Origin of the sequence: Donghicola sp. (assembly GCF_025210255.1) — a bacterium.
Classification (GTDB): Bacteria; Pseudomonadota; Alphaproteobacteria; order Rhodobacterales; family Rhodobacteraceae; genus Donghicola; species Donghicola eburneus.
Map to the genome: position 1 here is coordinate 1 of NZ_JAOARZ010000033.1, position 20,035 is coordinate 20,035.

Below are 20,035 nucleotides of genomic sequence, written 5' to 3' on the forward strand. Positions count from 1 at the left end.
CAACGCCGGCAAGCAGACCATCACCGAACTGCCCGAAACCAGCTATTTCGACAGCTCCACCAGCTTTGGCATGATCCGCGGCGGCAAGATCGCAGCAGCGATTCTGGGGGCCATGGAAGTGGCTGAAAACGGTGATCTGGCAAACTGGATGATCCCCGGCAAGCTGGTGAAAGGCATGGGCGGCGCGATGGATCTGGTAGCTGGCGTAGGCCGCGTGGTCGTGGTCATGGACCACACCAACAAGCATGGCGAGTCGAAGCTGCTGAAATCCTGCAGCCTGCCTCTGACGGGCAAGGGCGTTGTGGATCGCGTGATCACCAACCTTGGCGTTCTGGACGTGGTTGAAGGTGGCCTGAAGATCGTGGAATGCGCAGACGGCGTGACAGAGGAAGAACTGCGTGCCGCCACTGAAGCGACGATTGTGGATTAACACAGGCGTTCCCGCACACGAAAAAAAGGCCCGCAATACTGCGGGCCTTTTTTGTTAAAGAGCGATCGAGTATTAGTCGTTCGCGTCGATGTCGGCAAAGATCGCTGCAGCGCGGTCATTTACGGCTGCCGAGCTGTAGACAGTGGTCGTATCAACGTCCTGCGCGACTTCCAGTGCGGGGTTCTGTTCCAACTCCAGCGAGGTGAAGATTGCCTCGGCGGTGGGGTTCAGCGAAGACTTCGACGATACGGTCGAGGTGCTGTCGCCACCGAAGTAGGTGTTGCGCTCGCTGACCGACTTATCCTGATTGAAGTGCATCTGTGCCAGCTGAGCAGTGGTGTATTCGCTCGCGGACACGTTCAGGTCTGCAGCCAGTTGGTTCTCAGCAAAAGCAGGAGCAGCAAGACCAAGTACGACAGCGGTGGTTGCAATAAAGGTTTTCATTTTCAACATCCTTTTCAATTCGTTTTGTTTGGCTTCCGGGCTTTTCGGCCTCGGCATGGGTTAGATATGAGCCCCATCCAGAGAAACTTCAATGCACGAAAACGAGATTTATTTGTCATTTTGGTGCAAAAGTGCACATAACTTGTGACGCTCACATCGCAGTGAAGTAGGGAACCCAGTCTGTGGCAAAGGATCGGCCAGACCACTTTGGAGGTTCCACGTCACACACGAAAAAGCCCGCCGGAAAACCGGCGGGCTTGGGCCCAACAGGGCGACTGACGAATGTCAGATTACTCTGCGTCGATGTCGGCAAAGATCGCTGCAGCGCGATCGTTAACAACGGCAGAGCTGTAAACAGTGGTCGAGTCTACGTCCTGTGCGACTTCCAAAGCAGGCTTACGCTCCAGCTCGTAACCAACAAAGATCGCCTCAGCGGTGGGGTTCAGAGCCGACTTCGACGAAACAGTCGCTGCAGTCTCACCACCGAAGTAGGTGTTCTGTTCGCTAACCGATTTGTCTTGGTTGAAGTGCAGCTGGACCAGCTGTGCGGTGGTGTACTCGTTTGCGGGTACGTTCAGATCAGCGGCCAGTTGACCCGCAGCAAAAGCAGGAGCGGCAAGACCAAGTACGACAGCGGTGGTTGCGATAATCTTTTTCATTTTCAACGTCCTTCTAACATCCGTTTGTTTTTCTTCCGGACCTTTTGGCCTCGGCATGGGCTTGATATGCGCCCACCAAGAGGGAACTTCAATGCACGAAAACGAGATTTGTCGGTGATCTTAGTGCATTTATGCACATACAAATGTGACGTTCACATGACAGTGAAACCTCTGGAGTTTGGTTGCGAAATGTCGGTTGGGATGCGCTGAACACGACAGCGGCAAACAGAAAAAGCCCGCCGGGATCCGACGGGCCTTTGCTCTCACACGGAGCATGTCACGACATGTTAATTAGTCGTTAGCATCAATCTCTGCGAAGATCGCAGCAGCGCGGTCATTCACGGCAGCCGAGCTGTAGACAGTGGTGGTGTTCACCTGTTGCGATACTTCCAGAGCGGGGTTCTGTTCCAGTTCCAGCGAAGTAAAGATCGCTTCGGCGGTCGGGTTCAGCGAGGATTTCGACGACACGGTCGAGGTGCTGTCGCCACCAAAGTAAGTGTTTTTGTCGCTGATCGACTTGTCTTGGTTAAAATGCATCTGGGTCAGCTGCGCAGTTGTGTACTGGTCAGCGGGAACACCAAGGTCAGCTGCGAGTTGGTCACTTGCAAAGGCAGGAGCAGCAAGACCAAGAACAACGGCGGTAGCGGTTACAAAGCGTTTCATTTCAAAGTTCCTTTCGGTTTCTATCTTCATGCTCGACGCGATGTTGCGTCGCTTATGACACCAAAATTGGATCTTTCTCGCTCACGTTCAATGCACATAAAGGTGAGTTATTCGTGAGTTCTGCGCGATGACGCACCATCTATCGCTCTGTTCTTTGGAAAACACAACCGTCGCTGACATAGATCGGCGGAGTTTTGCACAAGCCCTTTGCGATCGAGAATGCGGCAAGCACCTTGGGGACGTAGTCTCGGGTCTCTGGATAGGCCGGAATGCCTTGGGCTCGCAGCACCGCATTTTCACCCGCATTGTAGCCAGCCAATGCCAGCAGCGGATCACCTGAGAATGTCTTGAGGAGGAAGTCGAGATATTTGATCCCCCCTCTGATGTTCTGAACTGGGTCTAGACTATCGGTGACACCAAACCGCTCTGCTGTGGCAGGAATCAACTGCATTAAGCCTTGGGCGCCTGCCCCACTTACCGCATCGGCTTTGCCATGAGACTCGACCCAAATTACAGCGAGGGCCAAAGCAGGCGACACCTCGGTCCCGATCGTTTCGACCATTAGAGTTGCAGCATGCTCCGCCGCCAGTGCCTGCATGGCGGCAAGCCGCGGCGTTGGCACGATCTGCCCATCAGGACCACGCAAAGCAACCAAAGCATCCTCAATACGGCCCGCACTTGCATCCGCGATCGCGGGCGAAACCACCGACCAATACCACTCATACAAGGAGGACACCGGCGCCTCTGGCGATTCTTCTGACGTGGCGCGCGGCTCCTTGGGTGTGATCTGCGCCTGAATAGGAATCTGGACGTCGACCTTGGGCCGCTCTCCTGGTTTGGGCGGTTTAACTGACTTGAAGGTAAACTCAGGAAAGGGCTTGGGACGCGTAATTTCTATGTACGAGTCGCCTGAGTCCTGAGCCAAGGATATATCCGCATTAAAAATTACAAAAGCTACCAGCAGAACCGCCACGACACGCCGCAAATCCACCGAAAATTCAGATTTCCCTTTGAACATCGCTCACGAACTCCGGCTTTTCTGCGTCTACTATCATAGGTTTGTGTCAAATCCGCCAGATTCCCCACTGAACCCAAGCGCGATGAGGACAAAACAGAAAAAAACACACGAAAGAATCCATTTGAAATAATTACTTACACAAAAAGGGGCCATTCGGATGTAAAACACGAAAATAGAACTAAACGGGCCGCATTCTCGCCCGATTCAGGGGGCTATATGTATTCATCCGCAGCGACGAACTGACCAACACTGAGGCCGGTCAGCAAGAAGAGGCGGTAGTAAAAAATTCAACACGAGTATCCTCTGGAGGGAACACCATGAAACTGAACAAATTCTTCGCCGCTTTCCTGAACGACGAGTCGGGCGCTGTCACCGTAGACTGGGTTGTTCTGGCAGCCGCAACCGTTGGCCTTGGCGCCCTGATCGGCACCACCATCATCGGCAACGCCGAAACTCTGGCAACCGGCACCGGTACCTTCATCGGCACCATCGCGGCACCCAGCTAATCTAGTAGCCTAGCTTAGCTAGCGCGAGGCGCTCTCGCCAGTCGAGAGCGCCTTTTTTCGTCCGGAGGCATTCTCCGCTATCGAGAAACCCCTGAAACCCAGGAAGACCGCGACGTGCAACAGCACACTGCATTCAACTACGTCAAAATCTTCGCGGATCGCGAGGAAGGGGCAAGTTCGGTCGAGTGGGTTGTACTCATCACGATGCTGGCAGGATTTGCTTATGGCACCGGCATGCTGATGAGCGACAGTACAACGGTGCTCACAGAGGGGATCGCGGCCTACATCGGGTCGATCGCCTCCCCAAGTTAAGCGAGACACGCTCGCCCAAAGAAGCAGAGCAACATCTGCCTTGACTGTCCCGACATCCCTCGGGGCGGCTCATTGGTCATTCAAAGAAAGGGAACGCTATGCGTTTGGTCTTCGGACTCGTCCTCGTCGTTGGCGTCGCGCTGGCCGGTTTTGCTGTGTTCATGGCAAAGGACCGTATTCAAGCGTACCGCAACGAAATCGCAGCTCGGGATGCAGCACTTCAGCAGATCGTACCGACAACCCCCGTTTATGTCCTGACCCAAGAGGTCGACTACGGCGATAAAATCACCAAAGAACACGTGCGTTTGGTCAACTGGCCCCAGAGCGCCCTGCCCGAAGCCGCGTTCACAGAAGAAACCGCTCTTTTCCCCGAAGGCGACAGCGCTCTGCGCGTGGCCATACGCAAGATGGAAAAGGACGAGGTCATCATGACCAGCAAAGTGACCGAACCGGGCGAAGATGTGGGGCTAACCTCACTGCTGGAACCGGGGATGCGTGCCTTTACCATCAAAGTCGACGTAACCAGCGGCGTCTCGGGCTTCTTGCGCCCAGGAGACCGGGTGGACGTTTATTGGACCGGTGCAGTCAGATCGGGCGACGCGCTTGGCATTGCAAGCGGCGACTTTACCAAAATGATCGAACCCGGCGTACAGATCATCGCCATCGACCAAGCCACAAGCTTTAGCTCCTCGGACGCGACAATCGCGCGCACTGTGACCGTAGCGGCCACCCCGCGGCAAGTTGCGACCCTCGCCCAAGCTCAATCGAGTGGCGGCCTAAGCCTATCGCTGCTAGGTGCGCGGGACGAGACTGTCGCACAGTCGATCGAAGTGGACCAGAACCGTCTTTTGGGCATCGAGCAGCGAGAAGTGGCTGAAGTTGCTAAGGAAAAAGAGGTTTGCACCATTCGCCAGCGCCGCGGCGCAGAGGTGGTCGTAACGGAAATTCCCTGCACAAACTAAGCTGTGCCGACAGAATTACTTACAAAACACGGGGGCCTTTTGATGGCCCCTGTTGCGCGTCCTACACACAGGTTTTGCGTGTAACCAATCTAATTATTGAAAAAATCCGCTTTCTGTCGCATTCTGAGAGGCAAAAGAAAAACAACACTCACACTATCGAGCGTGATCAGAGAGGCAGATCACATGTACAGCAGTAAGTTTTTAACCGCGATGACCGTCGCGATGTCGATCATTGCCGCAACGCCAGCCCTTGTGCCCACACATGCACAGGCTGATACGCTGCGTGTGCTGCGCAATGGCCCGAGCTCAACACTCGAAGTTCCCATGAACCGCGCGGTCGTGGTTGAAAGCGACGTCCCTTTTGCTGAGCTGAGCATCGCAAACCCCAACATCGCGGACATCTCCTCTTTGTCCGATCGAACGATCTATGTGCTTGGCAAGACGCCTGGGCTAACCTCGCTCACACTCTTTGATGCCAGCGGGACACTGATCAGCAACGTTGACGTCCGCGTCGCCGCCGACATTTCGGAATTCAAAGAGCGCCTCGGTCAAATCCTGCCCGGCGAAAATATTGAAGTTCGTACCGCGAACGACGGCATCGTCCTATCCGGCGTGGTCAGCAGCGCGGCACGCCTCGACCGTGCTCTAGATCTGGCAGAACGCTATGCGCCCGAGCGCGTGTCCAACCTGATGTCCGTCGGCGGCGTCCAGCAGGTCATGCTCAAGGTTCGTTTTGCCGAAATGCAGCGCACCGTCTCAAAATCGCTGTCCTCGTCTGTCAGCCTCAGCGGCGGCGACAACGTTTCAGTCTTTGGCGGCACTGGCAGCTACAACAACAGCGGCGCGGTCTCGAACGCAATCGCAGGCCTCACACCGTCAACCAACGACAACAACGGCGCCTTGCTCTTTGGCTTTGGCGCGGGATCGGTCGAGGTGGGCATCCTGCTCGAAGCGCTGGAAAGCAAGGGTATGGTTCGCACTCTGGCGGAACCGAACCTTGTCGCGCTATCGGGACAAGAGGCGAAATTCCTTGCAGGCGGCGAATACCCTGTCCCCGTCGTCGACACGGACACCATTGGCGTTCAGTACAAACCCTTTGGCATCGAGCTGAACTTCATTCCCCGCGTCGTGGACAAGGACGTCATTAACCTTGAACTAGAGGCCGCCGTATCCGCAATCGATGCGTCTAACGGCTTTTCGGTCAACGGGTTCGAGATTGATGCTTTCCAACGGCGCGAAGCGTCGACAACCGTGGAAATGCGCGACGGCGAAAGCTTTGCCATCGCGGGCCTCTTGATGGATGACTTCCGCGATCTGAACGGTCAGGTGCCGTGGTTAGGGGATATTCCCGTGCTTGGCGCCCTGTTCCGTAGCGCTGAATATATGCGCGAGCAGACCGAACTGGTCATCATCATCACGCCCCATCTGGTCACTCCGACCCGCGGGGAAGTGCTCGCACTGCCCACCGACCGCATCAAGCCCCCGTCGGAAGAGGACCTGTTTCTCTTCGGACGTGTTGCCAGTGACACCGCTTCACGCCAGAATGGCGCTGCAGCCGAAGTCGCCAAGCAGGACTTCAGCGGCTCTTACGGTTATGTGATGGAATAGGTTAATGCAGCGCCGCTACAAAACTACAGCCGCCATGGCTGGTGTGATTCTTCTTTCGGCCTGCGCCAGCCAGGATCCCGTGTACCGTGCTTTTTACGAAGAGTCGGGCTCCATCGCTGATACCGGACATTTCGGGCAATCGACCCAAAACAACATCGCCTACATGACCGGCGAAAAGCAGTACACTTACGAACTGGCAAGCCGGTTTGCCGCCGAAGTGCTGACCACAGTGAACTTTGAGTTCAACAGCGCAGTTCTGGACGCTGGCGCGCAGGACACGCTGCGCGAACAGGCTCGCTGGATTCAGCAGTTCCCCGAAGTACGCTTCCGCGTTTATGGGCACACCGACGCCGTCGGCTCTGATTCTTATAACAAATCTCTAGGTTTGCGCCGTGCAAATGCCGTGGTGAACTACTTAATCCGACTCGGCGTTAGCCGCAGCCGATTGGAAGCTATGGTTTCTTATGGCGAAACGCAGCCGCTGATTGTGACCGAAGGCCGCGAGCGCCGCAACCGCCGCACCGTGACCGAAGTTCTGGGCTTCGTTGGCAGCCACCCCACTGTTTTGGATGGAAAATATGCGCAGATCGTCTACCGCGATTACATCGCAAGTGGCGTTTCGCAAACGACGCTGACCGGTATCGAAGGCCGCGATTTCGAAACCGAGAAGTAATTCACGTTAACCATTTCCGCACAAATGGGCTGTTTGGGTCCAATTGTTGCCCAGATTGGCCGTCATCTTTCTTCAAAGAGCCCCGAGTCTCATCGCTCGGGGATCATCTTTGGGGGCCAATGCGCCCTCGTTGTCAGAGAGTAACGAGGTAAAGAATGACCAGCGTAGATCCGACTCCAGAAAACGCGCAGATTCTGGCCTGCACGATCTCGCGGGATGTCGAGAATTTCGACCTTCTTATCGAGGATATGGAAACCGTGATGGGCGAGGCGTGGGGTGACCTGTCGCTCGACGAGGCCGCTGCGTTCCTATCTCAACCCGAAGCCTCGGGGATGGAGTTCGTCGCCATCGCGATGGACGACAGCGACGAAGAGGTCCTGCCCCAGATCGAAACGATTATCAGCAGCGCGCGGCAAGCGGGCATCAAGGTGATCCTTGTCACCGAGAATGTTTCGGCCAACCACCTGCACCAACTCTTGCGCCTCGGCGCCGAAGAATTCCTGCCCTACCCCCTGCCCGAAGGCGAGCTGGCCTCCGCGGTCGCGCGTCTGCGCACGCCGGCGCCTGAACCCGCAGCGCCGCAGCGTGTTGGGAAAGTGGCTCCTGCCAAGATTAGCACCGATGGCGTCGTTCTGGCCGTCCAGGGCATGGCAGGCGGCACAGGCTCAACCACCATGGCAGTCAATCTGGCATGGGAGCTTGCGAACATGAAGGGCGACCATCAACCACGTGTCGCACTTCTGGACATGAACCATCAGTTCGGCAGCGTCGCGACCTATCTCGACCTGCCCCGCCGCGATGCCGTGCACGAACTCTTGTCCGATGTCGAAGCAATGGATGATGACGCCTTCTGTGCCAGCCTCGTTCAGTTCGAAGAAAAGTTGAACGTCCTGACCGCTCCGCCGGACATCCTGCCGATGGATTACCTGACACAGGATGATGTCACCCATCTGATCGAAACGGCACGCCAGAACTTCGATTATGTTGTGATCGACATGCCTTCGGTGATTACCCAATGGACGGACGTCGTACTGAACACTGCCCATGTTTACTTTGCGATGCTCGAACTCGAGATGCGGTCCGCCCAGAACACCCTGCGGCTCAAGCGCGTATTGCAAGCAGAGGATCTGCCTTTTGAAAAGATGCGCTTTATTCTGAACCGCGCGCCAAAATTCACCGACCTGACGGGCCGCTCTCGGATCAAACGTCTGGCAGAGAGTCTGGGAATTTCAATCGAGGTGCACCTGCCAGATGGTGGCAAGCCCGTGATGCAAGCCTGTGATCACGGACAGCCGCTAGCCGAAAGCGCAGCCAAGAACCCCTTGCGCAAAGAAATCGTCAAGCTGGCCACCCAACTGCACCAGCTGAACCAAACCACATCCGAGGCGGCCTGACGCCTCTAGACCGGGATAGACACCATGTTTTCGCGTTACAAGAAATCGACCGCCGTCGCGGCCGGTCGCGGGGTTGTTGACGCCGCACCGCAGCCCACCCCCGAACCCAAGCGTGCCGCGCCACTGCGCAAACCACTGCCAACCACATCAGCGCGCCCTGCCGCGTCTGACAAAGAGCAGAAGCGCAAGGACAGACTGGCCGAACTGAAACTGCAGATGCACCGCGAGTTGCTGGATCACTTGAATCTGGCCGCGCTGGAACATGCCTCGGAAAAAGATCTGCGGGCAGAGATTTCGGACATCACGACCGAAACCTTGTCCGCAATGGGCGTCGTCCTGAACCGCGAAGAGCGCACAACCCTCGTGACCGAGCTTTATGACGAAGTGACGGGCCTTGGCCCGCTCGAGGCGCTGCTCAAAGATGAGACGGTCAGCGATATTCTGGTGAACGGCCCCAAGCGCATCTTTATCGAGCGCAGCGGCAAGCTGGAACTGTCGGACATCACCTTCAAGGATGAAAAGCACCTGCTGCGGATCATCGACAAGATCGTTTCCGCCGTGGGCCGCCGCGTCGACGAATCCACACCCTATGTGGACGCCCGTTTGCAGGACGGCTCGCGTTTCAACGCCATGGTGCCCCCAGTGGCCGTGGACGGATCGCTGGTGTCGATCCGTAAATTCAAAAAGGACAAGCTGGGGATCGACGACCTGATCAACTTCGGCGCCTTTAACGAAGAAATGGCCGCCTATCTGCAGGCCGCCGTGGCCACGCGTCTAAACGTGATTGTCTCTGGCGGTACAGGTTCCGGTAAGACGACCACCCTGAACGCGCTGTCTTCGTTTATCGACAACAGCGAACGCATCCTGACGATCGAGGATACGGCCGAACTCCAGCTGCAGCAGACCCACGTGGGCCGCATGGAAAGCCGCCCCCCGAACGTCGAGGGCAAAGGCGCCGTCACACAGCGGGACTGTTTGCGGAACGCGCTTCGTATGCGTCCTGACCGCATCATCGTCGGCGAGACACGCGGCGAAGAGGTCATCGACATGCTGCAGGCAATGAACACCGGTCACGACGGATCTATGACCACCATTCACGCGAACAATGCCCGCGACGGTATCAGCCGTCTGGAGAACATGGTCGCTATGGCCGGGATCGAGATGCCGCTAAAGGCGGTGCGCAGCCAGATCGCATCTGCGGTGAACCTGATCGTGCAAGCCAGCCGCTTGCAGGACGGCTCGCGCCGTATGGTGTCCATCACCGAGATCACCGGCATGGAAGGCGAGGTTATCTCTATGCAGGAAATCTTCCGGTTCCAGCGGACGGGCATCGGCCCCGACAACAAAATCATGGGCCATTTCACTGGCACCGGCGTGCGCAGCTACTACTCAGAGCGGTTCCGCCTATGGGGCTACGATCTGCCACCGTCGATCTATGAACCAGTAAGAGGGTAAGATATGTCACTCGATCCCGAACTGATTATCTATGTCCTGATTTTTGTCGGCGTTCTGGTCCTGATCGAAGGCGTCTACCTGACCGTCTTTGGCAAATCGATCAGCCTGAACAACCGCGTGAACCGCCGTCTGGAAATGCTGGACAAGGGCAAAGATCGCGAACAGGTGCTGGAACAGCTGCGCAAGGAAATGCAGCAGCACATGAAGGCACAGTCGATTCCGATCTACTCATTGCTGGCCAGCAAAGCGCAGAAGGCGGCAATTGCGTTCACGCCGCGCCAGTTAATCCTGATGATGATCGGCCTCAGCGCTGTCGCCTTTGTGGTTCTCACCGCCACGACAGAGGCGGATACCCCTATCCGTGCCGCGATCGCTGTCGGCATGGGCGTCGGCGGCGTGTACTTCTGGATCAACCGCAAGGCCACTAAGCGCATGGCAATGATAGAAGAGCAACTGCCCGATGCGGTTGAACTCATGGTCCGCTCCTTGCGCGTCGGGCACCCTTTTAGCTCTGCCATCAACATCGTCGCCAAAGAGGTAGACGATCCCTTAGCCACCGAGATCGGTGTGATCGCAGACGAGGCTGCCTATGGTCGTGACGTTAGCGAATCCCTACGGGAAATGGCGTCGCGTCTAGAAAATCAGGACCTTCGCTTTATGGCAGTTGCGGTGTCAATCCAGCAGCAATCGGGCGGCAACCTTGCGGAAATTCTGGCTGGTCTGGCCAAGGTGATCCGCGCCCGCTTCAAGCTGTTTCGCCGCGTCAAGGCCATCACCGCCGAGGCGAAATGGTCCGGCATGTTCCTGTCCGGCTTCCCCATCGCGGGCTTGGCGCTGATGAACATGATCAACCCCGGCTACTACGACGAGGTGTCGACCACCGAATACTGGGTCCCCGCCTGTCTGGTCGTTGGCGGCTTTCTCGTGGCGAATATGATCGTCATGCGGGCCCTCGTGAACATCAAGGTATGAGGTCGCTATGTCCATGCTCACAGATATCCTAGGCCCGTTTGGCTTTGTCATCATCGCAGGCGGTCTTGGGCTGGCCCTGATCGCGGTCGCTGCCGGAATGTTCCTGCTGCAGCCTGCCGATCCGCTAAAGAAGCTGCAGGCCGCCAGCGCCGCAACGTCTACCACTGGCCGCGAAAACCGCCTTCGCGCGGATAGCGGTACCGACAAGCTCGAGAAATTCTCGCACTTTCTCGAACCGCAGGATGAAGAAGAATTCTCTTCGATCCGGCTCAAGCTCATCCAAGCTGGCTATCGGTCGCGCAACGCCGTTCGCTGGTACTTCTTTGCTCAGATGGTTCTAGGACTTGGGGCGCTAGGGCTTGGACTCCTCTATGCCTTTATGGCCAGCGCGCAGGAAACGTTGCAACCCAAGGAAATGGTCATGTACGCGCTATTGCCTGCGGTCGTCGGCTACATGGCGCCGCGCTACTGGGTAAACAAGCGCCAAGAAGAACGGCAAAAGTCGATCCTCGAAGGGTTTCCCGACGCGCTCGATATGATGCTGGTGTGTGTCGAGGCAGGTCAGTCCATGGACCAATCGATCATCCGCGTCGCCCGCGAAAGCCGCGACGGCTACCCTGCCCTCTCCGAAGAGTTCGAGATCGTCGCCCACGAAATGAAGGCTGGTAAAGACAAGGCTGTCGTTCTGCGCGATCTGTCAGAGCGCGCTGGCGTTCCCGACATCTCTAGCTTTGTAACGGTCCTGATCCAGTCCGCCACCTTTGGCACGCCGATCACTGACGCCCTGCGCGTCTATGCCGAGGAAATGCGCGACAAACGCGTGATGCGCGCCGAGGAAAAGGCAAACACTCTGCCCACGAAAATGACACTCGCCACGATGGGTCTGACCGTTCCCCCTCTCATCCTGATCCTCATCGGTCCATCCATCTACGGTATCGTTGAGATGTTCGAGAAAATGAAATAGCACTCGACCTAACGGGAGGTCCGATCACTTTGAGTGGCCTTGGGAGATTGGTTGAAAATGGCTCGATGGGCGTTTGGCATTTTGGTGATTGCGTCATTGGCTGCGTGTGACAGCGCCCCAGCCGACCTGCCCGACAACCCTTATGCGCCTGCGACGGATTACTCAGCAGAACCCGTGGACCAGCTTCTGGTCGGGGATCGCCTGATGGATGCGGGCGAATTCGAACTGGCCCTACAGGCGTACACCCGCGCCGCTGGGAACCGCGGCATGACGCCCGAGGTGCTCGGAGCCTTGGGCGCTGCGAACCTGCGATTGGGCCGATTGGGCCAAGCGGAAACCCAACTGCGCAAATCTGTGGCCGAAGACAATGACAACTACGGGACTTGGAACAATCTGGGTGTCGTTCTGATGGAAGCGGACCGGACCTCCGAGGCGGTGCAGGTCTTTCGTCAGGCCTATGCCCTGTCCAACGGCCAGAGCGACGAAATCCGCGATAACCTGCGCAAAGCACTCGCTAAATTCGAGGATGCGCAGTATGATGACGTAGAAAACACTTACAAATTGGTGCGGCAAGGGACCGGAGAGTACCTTCTCAAAACGACACCAGAATGAGGCAGCAGCAGTAAAAGGACGCAGAAAATGCGCCATTGGTTTATTGTATCTCTTTGTATTGGCGGGACTTTGGCCCTCTCCGCCTGTGGCGCAAACGATCAGAGCAGCGTCGATCGCAAACTTCAGGAAGTGAACGTCATCGACGAAACCAACCTGAGCGACGTGATGCTGACTGTCGCCGATCCAGGCGAGGCCGTGAACTATTTCCGGCGCTCCAGCCTTGAAAATCCCGACCGGATCGACCTGCAGCGTGGCCTCGCTGCATCACTTGTCCGCGCCAAACGCCCGCACGAGGCCGTCATCGAATGGCGCAAGGTTGCCGCGATGGAAGGCGCGACCAATGACGACAAAGTTGGTCTGGCCGACGCGCAAATCCGCGCGAACGAATTTGACGCTGCGCGCGAGACCTTGAACTCGATCCCCCCGACCTACGAGACCTTCAAACGCTATCGGCTCGAGGCGATTGTGGCCGATGCCGCCAAGGACTGGAAGAAGGCCGACGCCTTTTACGAGACCGCCCTTGGCCTGACGCTGAGCCCCGCGGGCGTTCTGAACAACTGGGGCTATTCGAAGCTGACACGCGGTGATTTTGCCGGTGCCGAACGTCTGCTCACCGACTCAATCCGACAGGACAACAGCGTCTTTACTGCCAAGAACAACCTCGTTCTGGCCCGCGGCGCACAGGGCAACTACACCTTGCCCGTCATTCCCATGGACCAGACCGAGCGCGCAAAGCTGCTGCACACACTGGCCCTAACCGCGATCAAGCAAGGCGACGTCAAAACCGGTCAAGCCCTGCTGAAAGAAGCGATAGAAACCCACCCCCAGCACTTCGAGGAAGCAACCCGCAGCCTCCGTGCTCTTGAAGGAACGAATGGCTAGTAGGATCCGGTAATGCCTCTTGATAGCACTCAGGCGCTTGTTTTTCTTGTACCCCTTTTGCCCGTCTGCCTCTTTGTGATCTGGAGCGATCTGGCAACGATGAAAATCCCTAACAAGGTCGTTCTGGCGACCTTGGTTCTTTATGCCATAACCGGCCCCTTTGTTCTGCCGATCGAAGACTACGGGTGGCGGTTCAGCCATGCGGCCGTGATGCTGGTGGCCGGTATGCTGATGAACGCCGGCGGCGTCATGGGCGCAGGCGACGCCAAGTTTCTGGCGGCAGCCGCGCCATTTGTCCCCGTAGGCGACGCGATCCTGCTTGGCGCGATCATGGCCCCGATGATCATCGCAACCTTTGTCCTACACCGCATTGCACGCGCCACACCGCTGCGCACCGCAACCGCAGGCTGGGAAAGCTGGGAACGTCCGCGCGAATTCCCCATGGGCGTACCGCTGGGCCTAACCCTGCTGACCTATCTGGGCCTCCGCGCCCTCGGCATCGCCTGAGGGGCAGATCATGAGTCATGAACTTGGACAAGGTGGGGTCGAGGCCCCTCCGGCCCCGCGCCGTCTAGAAGACATGCAGCTGAGCATGGTGATGATGCGGGACATCCTGCTCAAAACCATGTTCCGCATGAACCTTGATATGGTCAGCGACCTGTCCCGCGCCCTTTGCCTGCCGATCCCCGTCGCACAGGAACTGGTGGATGTGGCCCGCGGCCAGAAAATGCTCGAAGCCACGGGGACCCTGAGCGCGACGAGCAGCAGCGAAATGGGCTATCAGCTGACCGACGCGGGCAAGGCCCGTGCACAGGATGCGCTGTCCCAGTCGGAGTATTACGGCGCGATGCCCGTGCCGATGGACGTCTATGCCCAACAGGTCAAGCGTCAGTCCGTCCGCAATATGAAGATCACCCGCCAGCAGCTGATGTCGGCGATGGGCCACCTGATCCTGCCGCCGAACCTGATCGACCAGCTTGGGCCTGCGGTGACATCCGGTCGTTCCATCCTGATGTACGGCCCGCCGGGGAACGGAAAATCCTCGATCTCAAACGGGATTCGGGATGCGTTGGGGGACAATATCTATGTGCCCCGCGCCATCGAATACTCCGGTCAGGTGATCACCGTCTACGACCCCATCGTGCATACCGCCGTGGCCGAAGAAGAGGAGGATCCCACCTCTCTGCGCCGCACCACTGGCCGGTTTGACACCCGCTACGTGCGCTGCGAACGCCCGACCGTGATTACGGGCGGCGAACTGACCTTGGACATGCTTGATCTGGTCTACAACCCGAACGCGCGGACCTATCAGGCGCCCTTGCAGCTGAAATCCACCGGCGGCGTTTTCATCGTGGACGACCTTGGCCGTCAGGCCGACCCGCCGCAGGCGCTGATCAACCGCTGGATCGTTCCCTTGGAAGAGGGCAAGGATATCCTCGCCCTGCAATCAGGCGAGAAATTCGAGGTGCCGTTCGACACGCTGGTCATCTTCTCGACCAACTTCCACCCGAACGACATCTTCGACAAAGCGGCCCTGCGCCGGATCTTTTTCAAGATCAAGATCGACGGGCCGGATCAGGCGGACTTCCTGAAAATCTTTGCCCTGATTGCGCGGAAAAAGAAGATGCCGCTGGATGAAAAATCCCTGCTGCACCTCCTGAAGAAAAAATACCCGACGATCGACAACATCTACGCGAACTACCAGCCGGTGTTCCTGATCGACCAGATGATCGCGATTTGTGAGTTCGAGGGCATCCCCTATCAGATGACGCCAGAGCTGATTGATCGCGCTTGGGCCAACATGTTCGTCAAGGACGAGGTCATCGTTCGATAATTCTGGATCTGGCCCGCGTGTCGGGCCTTTTCCCATCCCAGCAGCGCCCCATATGATCACGGTATGAGAGCACTGCCCCCCACCCTGAAAAACTGGTTCGACACGCGCGGTTGGTCTATCCACCCGCACCAGCAGGACATGCTGGATCGGTCCGACGCACCGTCCCTGCTGCTGATTGCGCCGACTGGTGGGGGCAAAACTCTGGCTGGCTTCCTGCCCACCCTCGCCGATCTGGCCGAGGGCCCGCACGAGGGGCTGCACACCCTCTATATTTCACCGCTCAAGGCGCTGGCCAGTGACATCCGCCGCAATCTGGAACGACCGATTGCCGAGATGGCCCTGCCCATCCGCGTCGAGGATCGCACCGGCGACACATCGGCCACGCGCAAGCGCCGCCAGCGCGCCGACCCGCCGCATATTCTACTGACCACGCCCGAAAGCCTTGCACTGCTGACCAGCTACGAGGATGCGCCGCGCATGTTCGCGGGGCTCAAGCGGGTGATCATCGACGAAATCCACGCGCTAGAGGAATCCAAACGCGGCGATCAGTTGATGCTCGCTGTCTCTCGCCTGCAAACCCTGTGCCCCGACATGCGCCGCGTGGGCCTGTCCGCAACCGTGGACGACCCCGCTGCCATCGCGCGGATGCTGGCCAAGCATCCCGATCCTTGCGAGGTCGTTCTGGCTGACCCCGGCCCCGATCCCGACATCCGGATGCTGGAAACCACCGAAGCACCCCCTTGGTCCGGCGGCGGCGGGCGCTATGCGATCCCCGCCGTGCTCGAGCAGGTCAAGCAGCACAAGACCACGCTGATCTTTCACAACACCCGCGCGCAGGCCGAGATTTTCTTTCACCACCTGTGGCTCGCGAACGAGGACAGCCTGCCCATCGGCATCCACCACGGCAGCCTGTCCCGAGAGCAGCGAGAGCGGGTCGAACAGGCGATGGTGGACGGACAACTGCGGGCGATCGTATGTACCGGCAGCCTCGATCTTGGGATCGACTGGGGCGACGTGGACTTGGTCATTCAGGTCGGCGCGCCCAAGAACGTCAAACGATTGGTCCAGCGGATCGGCCGCGCCAACCACCGATACAACGCCCCATCCAAGGCGCTGCTGGTGCCTGCGAACCGCTTCGAGGTGGTCGAGTGCCACGCCGCCTTGGAAGCGGTCAAGGACCACGATCTGGACGGCGAAACCCGCCAGCGGGGCCCCAAGGATGTCCTGTGCCAGCACATCCTGATCCGCGCCTGCGCCGGTCCGTTCGACGCAAAGGGCCTACTGCACGAAATCCGCACGGTGGGCCCCTATGCCGACCTGACGCGCGCGGAATTCGACGATTGCCTCGATTTTGTGGCGACCGGAGGCTATGCCCTGCGGGCCTATGACAAATGGCAGCGCCTGATGCAGCGGCCTGACGGCATGTGGCAGTTGCGCGACCCCCGCGCCACCCGCCAGATCCGTATGAATATCGGCACGATTATGGACCCTGATACGCTCAAGGTCCGGTTCAAAGGCCGCGGTGGCGCCCCCTTGGGCGAGATCGAAGAAGGCTTTGCCGCGCAGCTGACCCCCGGCGACACCTTCCTGATCGGCGGGCAGATCGTCCGCTACGAAGGCTTGCGTGAGATGACCGTCGAGGTCACCCGCCGCGCGGACAAAGAGCCCAAGATCGCGACCTTCAACGGCACAAAATTCGCGACATCGACCCAGCTGAGCCAACGCATTTTGCGGATGTTCCAACAGGACAATTGGCCCGCCCTGCCCGCGCATACCGCCCAATGGCTGCACCTGCAACGAGAGGTCAGCCGCCTACCCGAACCCGGTCGCCTGCTGATCGAGAGCTTCCCTCGGGACGCGCGTCACTACACCTGCGTCTACGGATTTGCGGGGCGAAATGCGCAGCAGACCCTTGGGCTGTTGATGACCAAACGAATGGACGAATTGAAACTCGCGCCATTGGGCTTCGTCGCCACCGACTACGCCACACTGATCTGGGGGCTGGAGCCTGTGTGCGACCCCGCGCCCTTGTTCGACATGGATGCGCTGCGGGACGGATTGGACAGTTGGCTGGCAGGGAACGCTGTAATGAAGCGCACGTTCAAAGCCAGCGCGATCATCGCCGGTCTGATCGACCGCAACCACGCAGGCCAGCGCAAATCAGGACGGCAGGCGACCTTCAGCAGCGACATTCTCTACGACACCTTGCATCGTTATGATCCCGATAACCTGATGCTGCGGATCACCCGTGAAGAGGCCGAACGCGGCCTCGTCGATTTCTCGCGGATCGAAGAGATGATCACCCGCGTGCACGGAAACATCGACCACATCACGCTGGATCGGGTGACGCCCTTGTCTGCGCCGCTGTTCCTAGAACATGGGCGCACGCCCGTCGAAGGTGCGGGCCAAGATCGTTTGCTGGCCGACGCGGCCCTAGAACTGATGGCCGAGGTCGGGCTGGACGCGCTCTGACCCTCTTGCGCACAAGCAATGTTCATGGTCTGTACGCGCCATGACTGCATTCCGTTTCACCTTTGCCCAGACCGAATTGGAAGCGCTGCCATGCGGCGCGTTGCATTGGCCAGAGCAACGCCTTCTTTGTGTGTCCGACCTGCATCTGGGCAAGAGTGAGCGCATCGCGCGGCGCGGCGGCACGATGCTGCCCCCCTACGAGACCACCGACACTCTGACGCGCCTTGAGGCTGCAATTGATGCGACCAACCCCGCGCAGGTGGTCTGTCTTGGGGACAGCTTTGACGATCTGGCTGCGGGCGCGGCGCTTGACGCACGGGATCGCGATTGGCTGATCCGGTTGCAAGCTGGCCGCAGCTGGATATGGATCGAGGGGAACCATGATCCTGCGCCGCTAGAACTTGGTGGCAGCCATATGGCGGAATTAAAGGTTGGACCGATTACCTTTCGGCACATTGCTGAGGACGGCGCGAACGGCGAAATCTCTGGTCACTACCATCCAAAAGCGGCCCTGACGCTCAGAGGACGCCATATCTCGCGTCCTTGCTTTTTGCGGTCAGACCACAGGCTCATCCTTCCCGCGTTTGGCACCTATACCGGCGGGCTCAAATGCTCTGATCCAGTGTTGAAGGGGCTGATGGACGCGAAATCCATCGCGCTGCTCACGGGTCGGCAGATCACGCCCCTTCCCTATTCGCGGCTGCGTTAATCCTCGGCGAGGCCAGCGTCCGCGACTCGGCTGCGGTAGGTCTTGCTGACCGGCACTTCGGAGCCATCGCGCATGAGCAGAAACATCTTTGTCCCCTCTTTGCGGCAGCCGGTCACAGCCTCTGGGTTCACCCAGTGGGAGCGGTGGGTCAGAATGCCATTCCCCTCCCCCATCTCGCGGACTGCGTCGGCAAAACGCATCAAAATCCGCTCCTGTCCCAAATCGGTTTCGATTTCGACATAGTGATCGTTCACGGTCATCCGGATTATCTGCTCGAACCGAGACGCAGCGATCCGGTCAAAGATGGGCGGCGCCGCCTGCGCAGGTTCAACGCCAGACGCATCTTTTGAGTGGAAGAGGTAATACCGCACCAAGGCGACTGAGAAGCTGGCGAAGGTCGCAGTCAAAAAGACCTGAAGGTCCGACGGGTAGAGTTCGGTCGACAGGATTAGCCCCTGATCCACCGCCACCCACCGCATCAGCGGGGTCAGATAGGCCGCAAAGACAACTGAGGACAAAAGCCCGCCCTGCAAAAATCCGATCTTGGGCAGCAGCAGATCGGTCACGGATCGGTTGAACATACCCAGCGCAGTGGCGACCCAGATGATCAAGGTCCAGAGGACCAGAGCATGCCAGAAATCGTAGATGTCAGAGCGGAACGGACCAATCACGGCCAGAATGACCGGCGCGACCAGCATGGCGACGCGGAACGTTGGATGCTTCATCCGTTGCAGGGTGGCAGAAAGCGCGCCCGATAGGATAGCGAGAGCAGTATTTTTAGCCACGGGGTCGGATGTCCTAGAGTCTGTCACGGGGTCGTTGCATGAATGAAAAGGCTTGTTTTCCATAAAGCTGACACCCGACAAATTCGCAACACACCCAATATGCGGGCAGAAAACCGCCCACACCATCGTAGGTTAGCCTAACATATCCGATGGGAGGATAGGCAAGGCCCATTCGCAATAGCGTTTGACAATGTGATCATAGAATCCTACCGGAAAATCGTTTGGTTCATTGGGATTTCGATCATGTCTGTGCACGTACTTGGCACCGCCCCTGCGCTGATACAGGTGCACACATTTGCAGCTTTCGGCACCGCAGCATTGACAATTTTGATCTTGTCTCGGCCACGGGGAACACTGCGGCATCGTCGGTTGGGATGGGCGTGGGTTTGCACAATGGCGCTAACCGCTCTGACGAGCTTTGGAATTAGCGAGTTGCAGGAGGGGCAATTCAGCATGATCCACCTGCTGTCGGTCGCGACGCTTGGCTTTCTGGCGCTTGGAGTCGCTCGGGCCCGCCAGCATCAAATCGCGGGCCATCGACGCGCGATGCTGGGGCTGACCTATGGAGCGCTCTGCGTCGCTGGCGCGTTTACCCTAATGCCAGGCCGCCTCATGCACGCGGTTCTGTTTGATCAATAGAGCGCCCTACGCTCTTTCCCTTCGGCCAGCCCTTCGATAGAA

The 20,035-nt window shown here is 58.2% G+C and carries 22 protein-coding genes; 17 read left to right on the forward strand and 5 right to left on the reverse strand.

All coding sequences use genetic code 11. The features are described 5' to 3' along the window. A partial coding sequence (locus N4A58_RS15305; protein ID WP_293711080.1) for a CoA-transferase occupies window positions 1–430 on the forward strand: 430 nt, incomplete at its 5' end. A gap of 72 nt (window positions 431–502) precedes the next feature. Here N4A58_RS15305 and N4A58_RS15310 read toward each other — a convergent pair. The 4 genes from N4A58_RS15310 to N4A58_RS15325 all read right to left on the reverse strand — a co-directional run bounded on the left by N4A58_RS15310 (window position 503) and on the right by N4A58_RS15325 (window position 3,214). Further along, entirely contained in the window at window positions 503–874 is a 372-nt protein-coding gene (locus N4A58_RS15310) for a hypothetical protein (protein WP_293711082.1), read from the reverse strand. Window positions 875–1,164: 290 nt separating this feature from the next. Next, window positions 1,165–1,533: a hypothetical protein gene (locus N4A58_RS15315; protein ID WP_072705706.1), complete on the reverse strand. Its 369-nt coding sequence runs from the start codon at window positions 1,531–1,533 to the stop codon at window positions 1,165–1,167. Window positions 1,534–1,824: 291 nt separating this feature from the next. Then, window positions 1,825–2,196 carry a hypothetical protein gene (locus N4A58_RS15320; RefSeq protein WP_293711084.1) on the reverse strand — a complete coding sequence of 124 codons (372 nt, stop codon included), beginning with the start codon at window positions 2,194–2,196 and terminating at the stop codon, window positions 1,825–1,827. A 139-nt stretch (window positions 2,197–2,335) separates the two neighbouring features. Next, window positions 2,336–3,214, reverse strand: a complete 879-nt coding sequence (locus tag N4A58_RS15325; RefSeq protein ID WP_293711086.1) for a lytic transglycosylase domain-containing protein — start codon at window positions 3,212–3,214, stop codon at window positions 2,336–2,338. A 317-nt stretch (window positions 3,215–3,531) separates the two neighbouring features. Between N4A58_RS15325 and N4A58_RS15330 the strand changes: the two genes are divergently transcribed. The 15 genes from N4A58_RS15330 (at window position 3,532) to pdeM (ending at window position 18,569) form a co-directional block, all read left to right on the forward strand. Beyond that, window positions 3,532–3,720 carry a hypothetical protein gene (locus N4A58_RS15330; RefSeq protein ID WP_072705702.1) on the forward strand — a complete coding sequence of 63 codons (189 nt, stop codon included), beginning with the start codon at window positions 3,532–3,534 and terminating at the stop codon, window positions 3,718–3,720. A 114-nt stretch (window positions 3,721–3,834) separates the two neighbouring features. Then, window positions 3,835–4,032, forward strand: a complete 198-nt coding sequence (locus tag N4A58_RS15335; RefSeq protein ID WP_072705700.1) for a hypothetical protein — start codon at window positions 3,835–3,837, stop codon at window positions 4,030–4,032. A 98-nt stretch (window positions 4,033–4,130) separates the two neighbouring features. Beyond that, a complete protein-coding gene (gene cpaB, locus N4A58_RS15340) occupies window positions 4,131–4,994 on the forward strand; it encodes a Flp pilus assembly protein CpaB (protein ID WP_072705698.1) in 864 nt (287 codons plus the stop codon). Window positions 4,995–5,177: 183 nt separating this feature from the next. Then, a complete protein-coding gene (locus N4A58_RS15345; protein ID WP_293711088.1) occupies window positions 5,178–6,602 on the forward strand; it encodes a type II and III secretion system protein family protein in 1,425 nt (474 codons plus the stop codon). 4 nt (window positions 6,603–6,606) lie between these two features. Continuing rightward, complete coding sequence (locus N4A58_RS15350) at window positions 6,607–7,275, forward strand: OmpA family protein (RefSeq protein ID WP_293711090.1); 669 nt, start codon at window positions 6,607–6,609, stop codon at window positions 7,273–7,275. 155 nt (window positions 7,276–7,430) lie between these two features. Next, the gene (locus N4A58_RS15355; protein ID WP_092465117.1) at window positions 7,431–8,669 is read left to right on the forward strand and encodes an AAA family ATPase; all 1,239 of its coding nucleotides are present in this window, start codon (window positions 7,431–7,433) and stop codon (window positions 8,667–8,669) included. Window positions 8,670–8,693: 24 nt separating this feature from the next. Then, window positions 8,694–10,124 (forward strand): CpaF family protein, encoded by a 1,431-nt coding sequence (locus N4A58_RS15360; protein WP_293711095.1) that lies wholly within the window; start codon window positions 8,694–8,696, stop codon window positions 10,122–10,124. Between the two features lie 3 nt (window positions 10,125–10,127). Continuing rightward, window positions 10,128–11,096, forward strand: coding sequence for a type II secretion system F family protein (locus N4A58_RS15365; RefSeq protein ID WP_072705688.1), 969 nt, complete (start codon window positions 10,128–10,130; stop codon window positions 11,094–11,096). 7 nt (window positions 11,097–11,103) lie between these two features. Continuing rightward, entirely contained in the window at window positions 11,104–12,060 is a 957-nt protein-coding gene (locus N4A58_RS15370; protein ID WP_293711097.1) for a type II secretion system F family protein, read from the forward strand. Between the two features lie 57 nt (window positions 12,061–12,117). Next, a complete protein-coding gene (locus N4A58_RS15375) occupies window positions 12,118–12,672 on the forward strand; it encodes a tetratricopeptide repeat protein (RefSeq protein ID WP_293711099.1) in 555 nt (184 codons plus the stop codon). A gap of 27 nt (window positions 12,673–12,699) precedes the next feature. After that, a complete protein-coding gene (locus tag N4A58_RS15380) occupies window positions 12,700–13,554 on the forward strand; it encodes a hypothetical protein (RefSeq protein ID WP_293711101.1) in 855 nt (284 codons plus the stop codon). Window positions 13,555–13,566: 12 nt separating this feature from the next. Then, window positions 13,567–14,061 (forward strand): prepilin peptidase, encoded by a 495-nt coding sequence (locus N4A58_RS15385; RefSeq protein WP_293711103.1) that lies wholly within the window; start codon window positions 13,567–13,569, stop codon window positions 14,059–14,061. Between the two features lie 10 nt (window positions 14,062–14,071). Continuing rightward, window positions 14,072–15,388, forward strand: a complete 1,317-nt coding sequence (locus tag N4A58_RS15390) for an ATPase (RefSeq protein WP_293711105.1) — start codon at window positions 14,072–14,074, stop codon at window positions 15,386–15,388. Between the two features lie 63 nt (window positions 15,389–15,451). After that, a complete protein-coding gene (locus N4A58_RS15395) occupies window positions 15,452–17,860 on the forward strand; it encodes a ligase-associated DNA damage response DEXH box helicase (RefSeq protein WP_293711106.1) in 2,409 nt (802 codons plus the stop codon). Window positions 17,861–17,900: 40 nt separating this feature from the next. After that, window positions 17,901–18,569 carry a ligase-associated DNA damage response endonuclease PdeM gene (gene pdeM, locus N4A58_RS15400; RefSeq protein WP_293711108.1) on the forward strand — a complete coding sequence of 223 codons (669 nt, stop codon included), beginning with the start codon at window positions 17,901–17,903 and terminating at the stop codon, window positions 18,567–18,569. On the opposite strand, the gene N4A58_RS15405 is transcribed toward pdeM, so the two are convergent. After that, window positions 18,566–19,354 carry a LytTR family DNA-binding domain-containing protein gene (locus N4A58_RS15405; RefSeq protein WP_293711110.1) on the reverse strand — a complete coding sequence of 263 codons (789 nt, stop codon included), beginning with the start codon at window positions 19,352–19,354 and terminating at the stop codon, window positions 18,566–18,568. The two genes, pdeM and N4A58_RS15405, sit on opposite strands and share 4 nt — an antisense overlap. Before the next feature lie 243 nt (window positions 19,355–19,597). Between N4A58_RS15405 and N4A58_RS15410 the strand changes: the two genes are divergently transcribed. Beyond that, entirely contained in the window at window positions 19,598–19,993 is a 396-nt protein-coding gene (locus N4A58_RS15410) for a DUF2306 domain-containing protein (RefSeq protein WP_293711112.1), read from the forward strand. Window positions 19,994–20,035: the final 42 nt, after the last annotated feature.

Excerpts from the sequence above, each read along its gene's own strand:
- N4A58_RS15410 (WP_293711112.1), top strand. The coding sequence starts at position 19,598 with ATGTCTGTGCACGTACTTGGCACCGCCCCTGCGCTGATACAGGTGCAC.
- N4A58_RS15345 (WP_293711088.1), top strand. The coding sequence starts at position 5,178 with ATGTACAGCAGTAAGTTTTTAACCGCGATGACCGTCGCGATGTCGATC.
- cpaB (WP_072705698.1), top strand. The coding sequence starts at position 4,131 with ATGCGTTTGGTCTTCGGACTCGTCCTCGTCGTTGGCGTCGCGCTGGCC.
- N4A58_RS15320 (WP_293711084.1), bottom strand. The coding sequence starts at position 2,196 with ATGAAACGCTTTGTAACCGCTACCGCCGTTGTTCTTGGTCTTGCTGCT.
- N4A58_RS15370 (WP_293711097.1), top strand. The coding sequence starts at position 11,104 with ATGTCCATGCTCACAGATATCCTAGGCCCGTTTGGCTTTGTCATCATC.
- N4A58_RS15330 (WP_072705702.1), top strand. The coding sequence starts at position 3,532 with ATGAAACTGAACAAATTCTTCGCCGCTTTCCTGAACGACGAGTCGGGC.
- N4A58_RS15350 (WP_293711090.1), top strand. The coding sequence starts at position 6,607 with ATGCAGCGCCGCTACAAAACTACAGCCGCCATGGCTGGTGTGATTCTT.
- N4A58_RS15355 (WP_092465117.1), top strand. The coding sequence starts at position 7,431 with ATGACCAGCGTAGATCCGACTCCAGAAAACGCGCAGATTCTGGCCTGC.
- N4A58_RS15395 (WP_293711106.1), top strand. The coding sequence starts at position 15,452 with ATGAGAGCACTGCCCCCCACCCTGAAAAACTGGTTCGACACGCGCGGT.
- N4A58_RS15310 (WP_293711082.1), bottom strand. The coding sequence starts at position 874 with ATGAAAACCTTTATTGCAACCACCGCTGTCGTACTTGGTCTTGCTGCT.
- pdeM (WP_293711108.1), top strand. The coding sequence starts at position 17,901 with ATGACTGCATTCCGTTTCACCTTTGCCCAGACCGAATTGGAAGCGCTG.
- N4A58_RS15375 (WP_293711099.1), top strand. The coding sequence starts at position 12,118 with ATGGCTCGATGGGCGTTTGGCATTTTGGTGATTGCGTCATTGGCTGCG.
- N4A58_RS15360 (WP_293711095.1), top strand. The coding sequence starts at position 8,694 with ATGTTTTCGCGTTACAAGAAATCGACCGCCGTCGCGGCCGGTCGCGGG.
- N4A58_RS15390 (WP_293711105.1), top strand. The coding sequence starts at position 14,072 with ATGAGTCATGAACTTGGACAAGGTGGGGTCGAGGCCCCTCCGGCCCCG.
- N4A58_RS15315 (WP_072705706.1), bottom strand. The coding sequence starts at position 1,533 with ATGAAAAAGATTATCGCAACCACCGCTGTCGTACTTGGTCTTGCCGCT.
- N4A58_RS15325 (WP_293711086.1), bottom strand. The coding sequence starts at position 3,214 with ATGTTCAAAGGGAAATCTGAATTTTCGGTGGATTTGCGGCGTGTCGTG.
- N4A58_RS15385 (WP_293711103.1), top strand. The coding sequence starts at position 13,567 with ATGCCTCTTGATAGCACTCAGGCGCTTGTTTTTCTTGTACCCCTTTTG.
- N4A58_RS15380 (WP_293711101.1), top strand. The coding sequence starts at position 12,700 with ATGCGCCATTGGTTTATTGTATCTCTTTGTATTGGCGGGACTTTGGCC.
- N4A58_RS15365 (WP_072705688.1), top strand. The coding sequence starts at position 10,128 with ATGTCACTCGATCCCGAACTGATTATCTATGTCCTGATTTTTGTCGGC.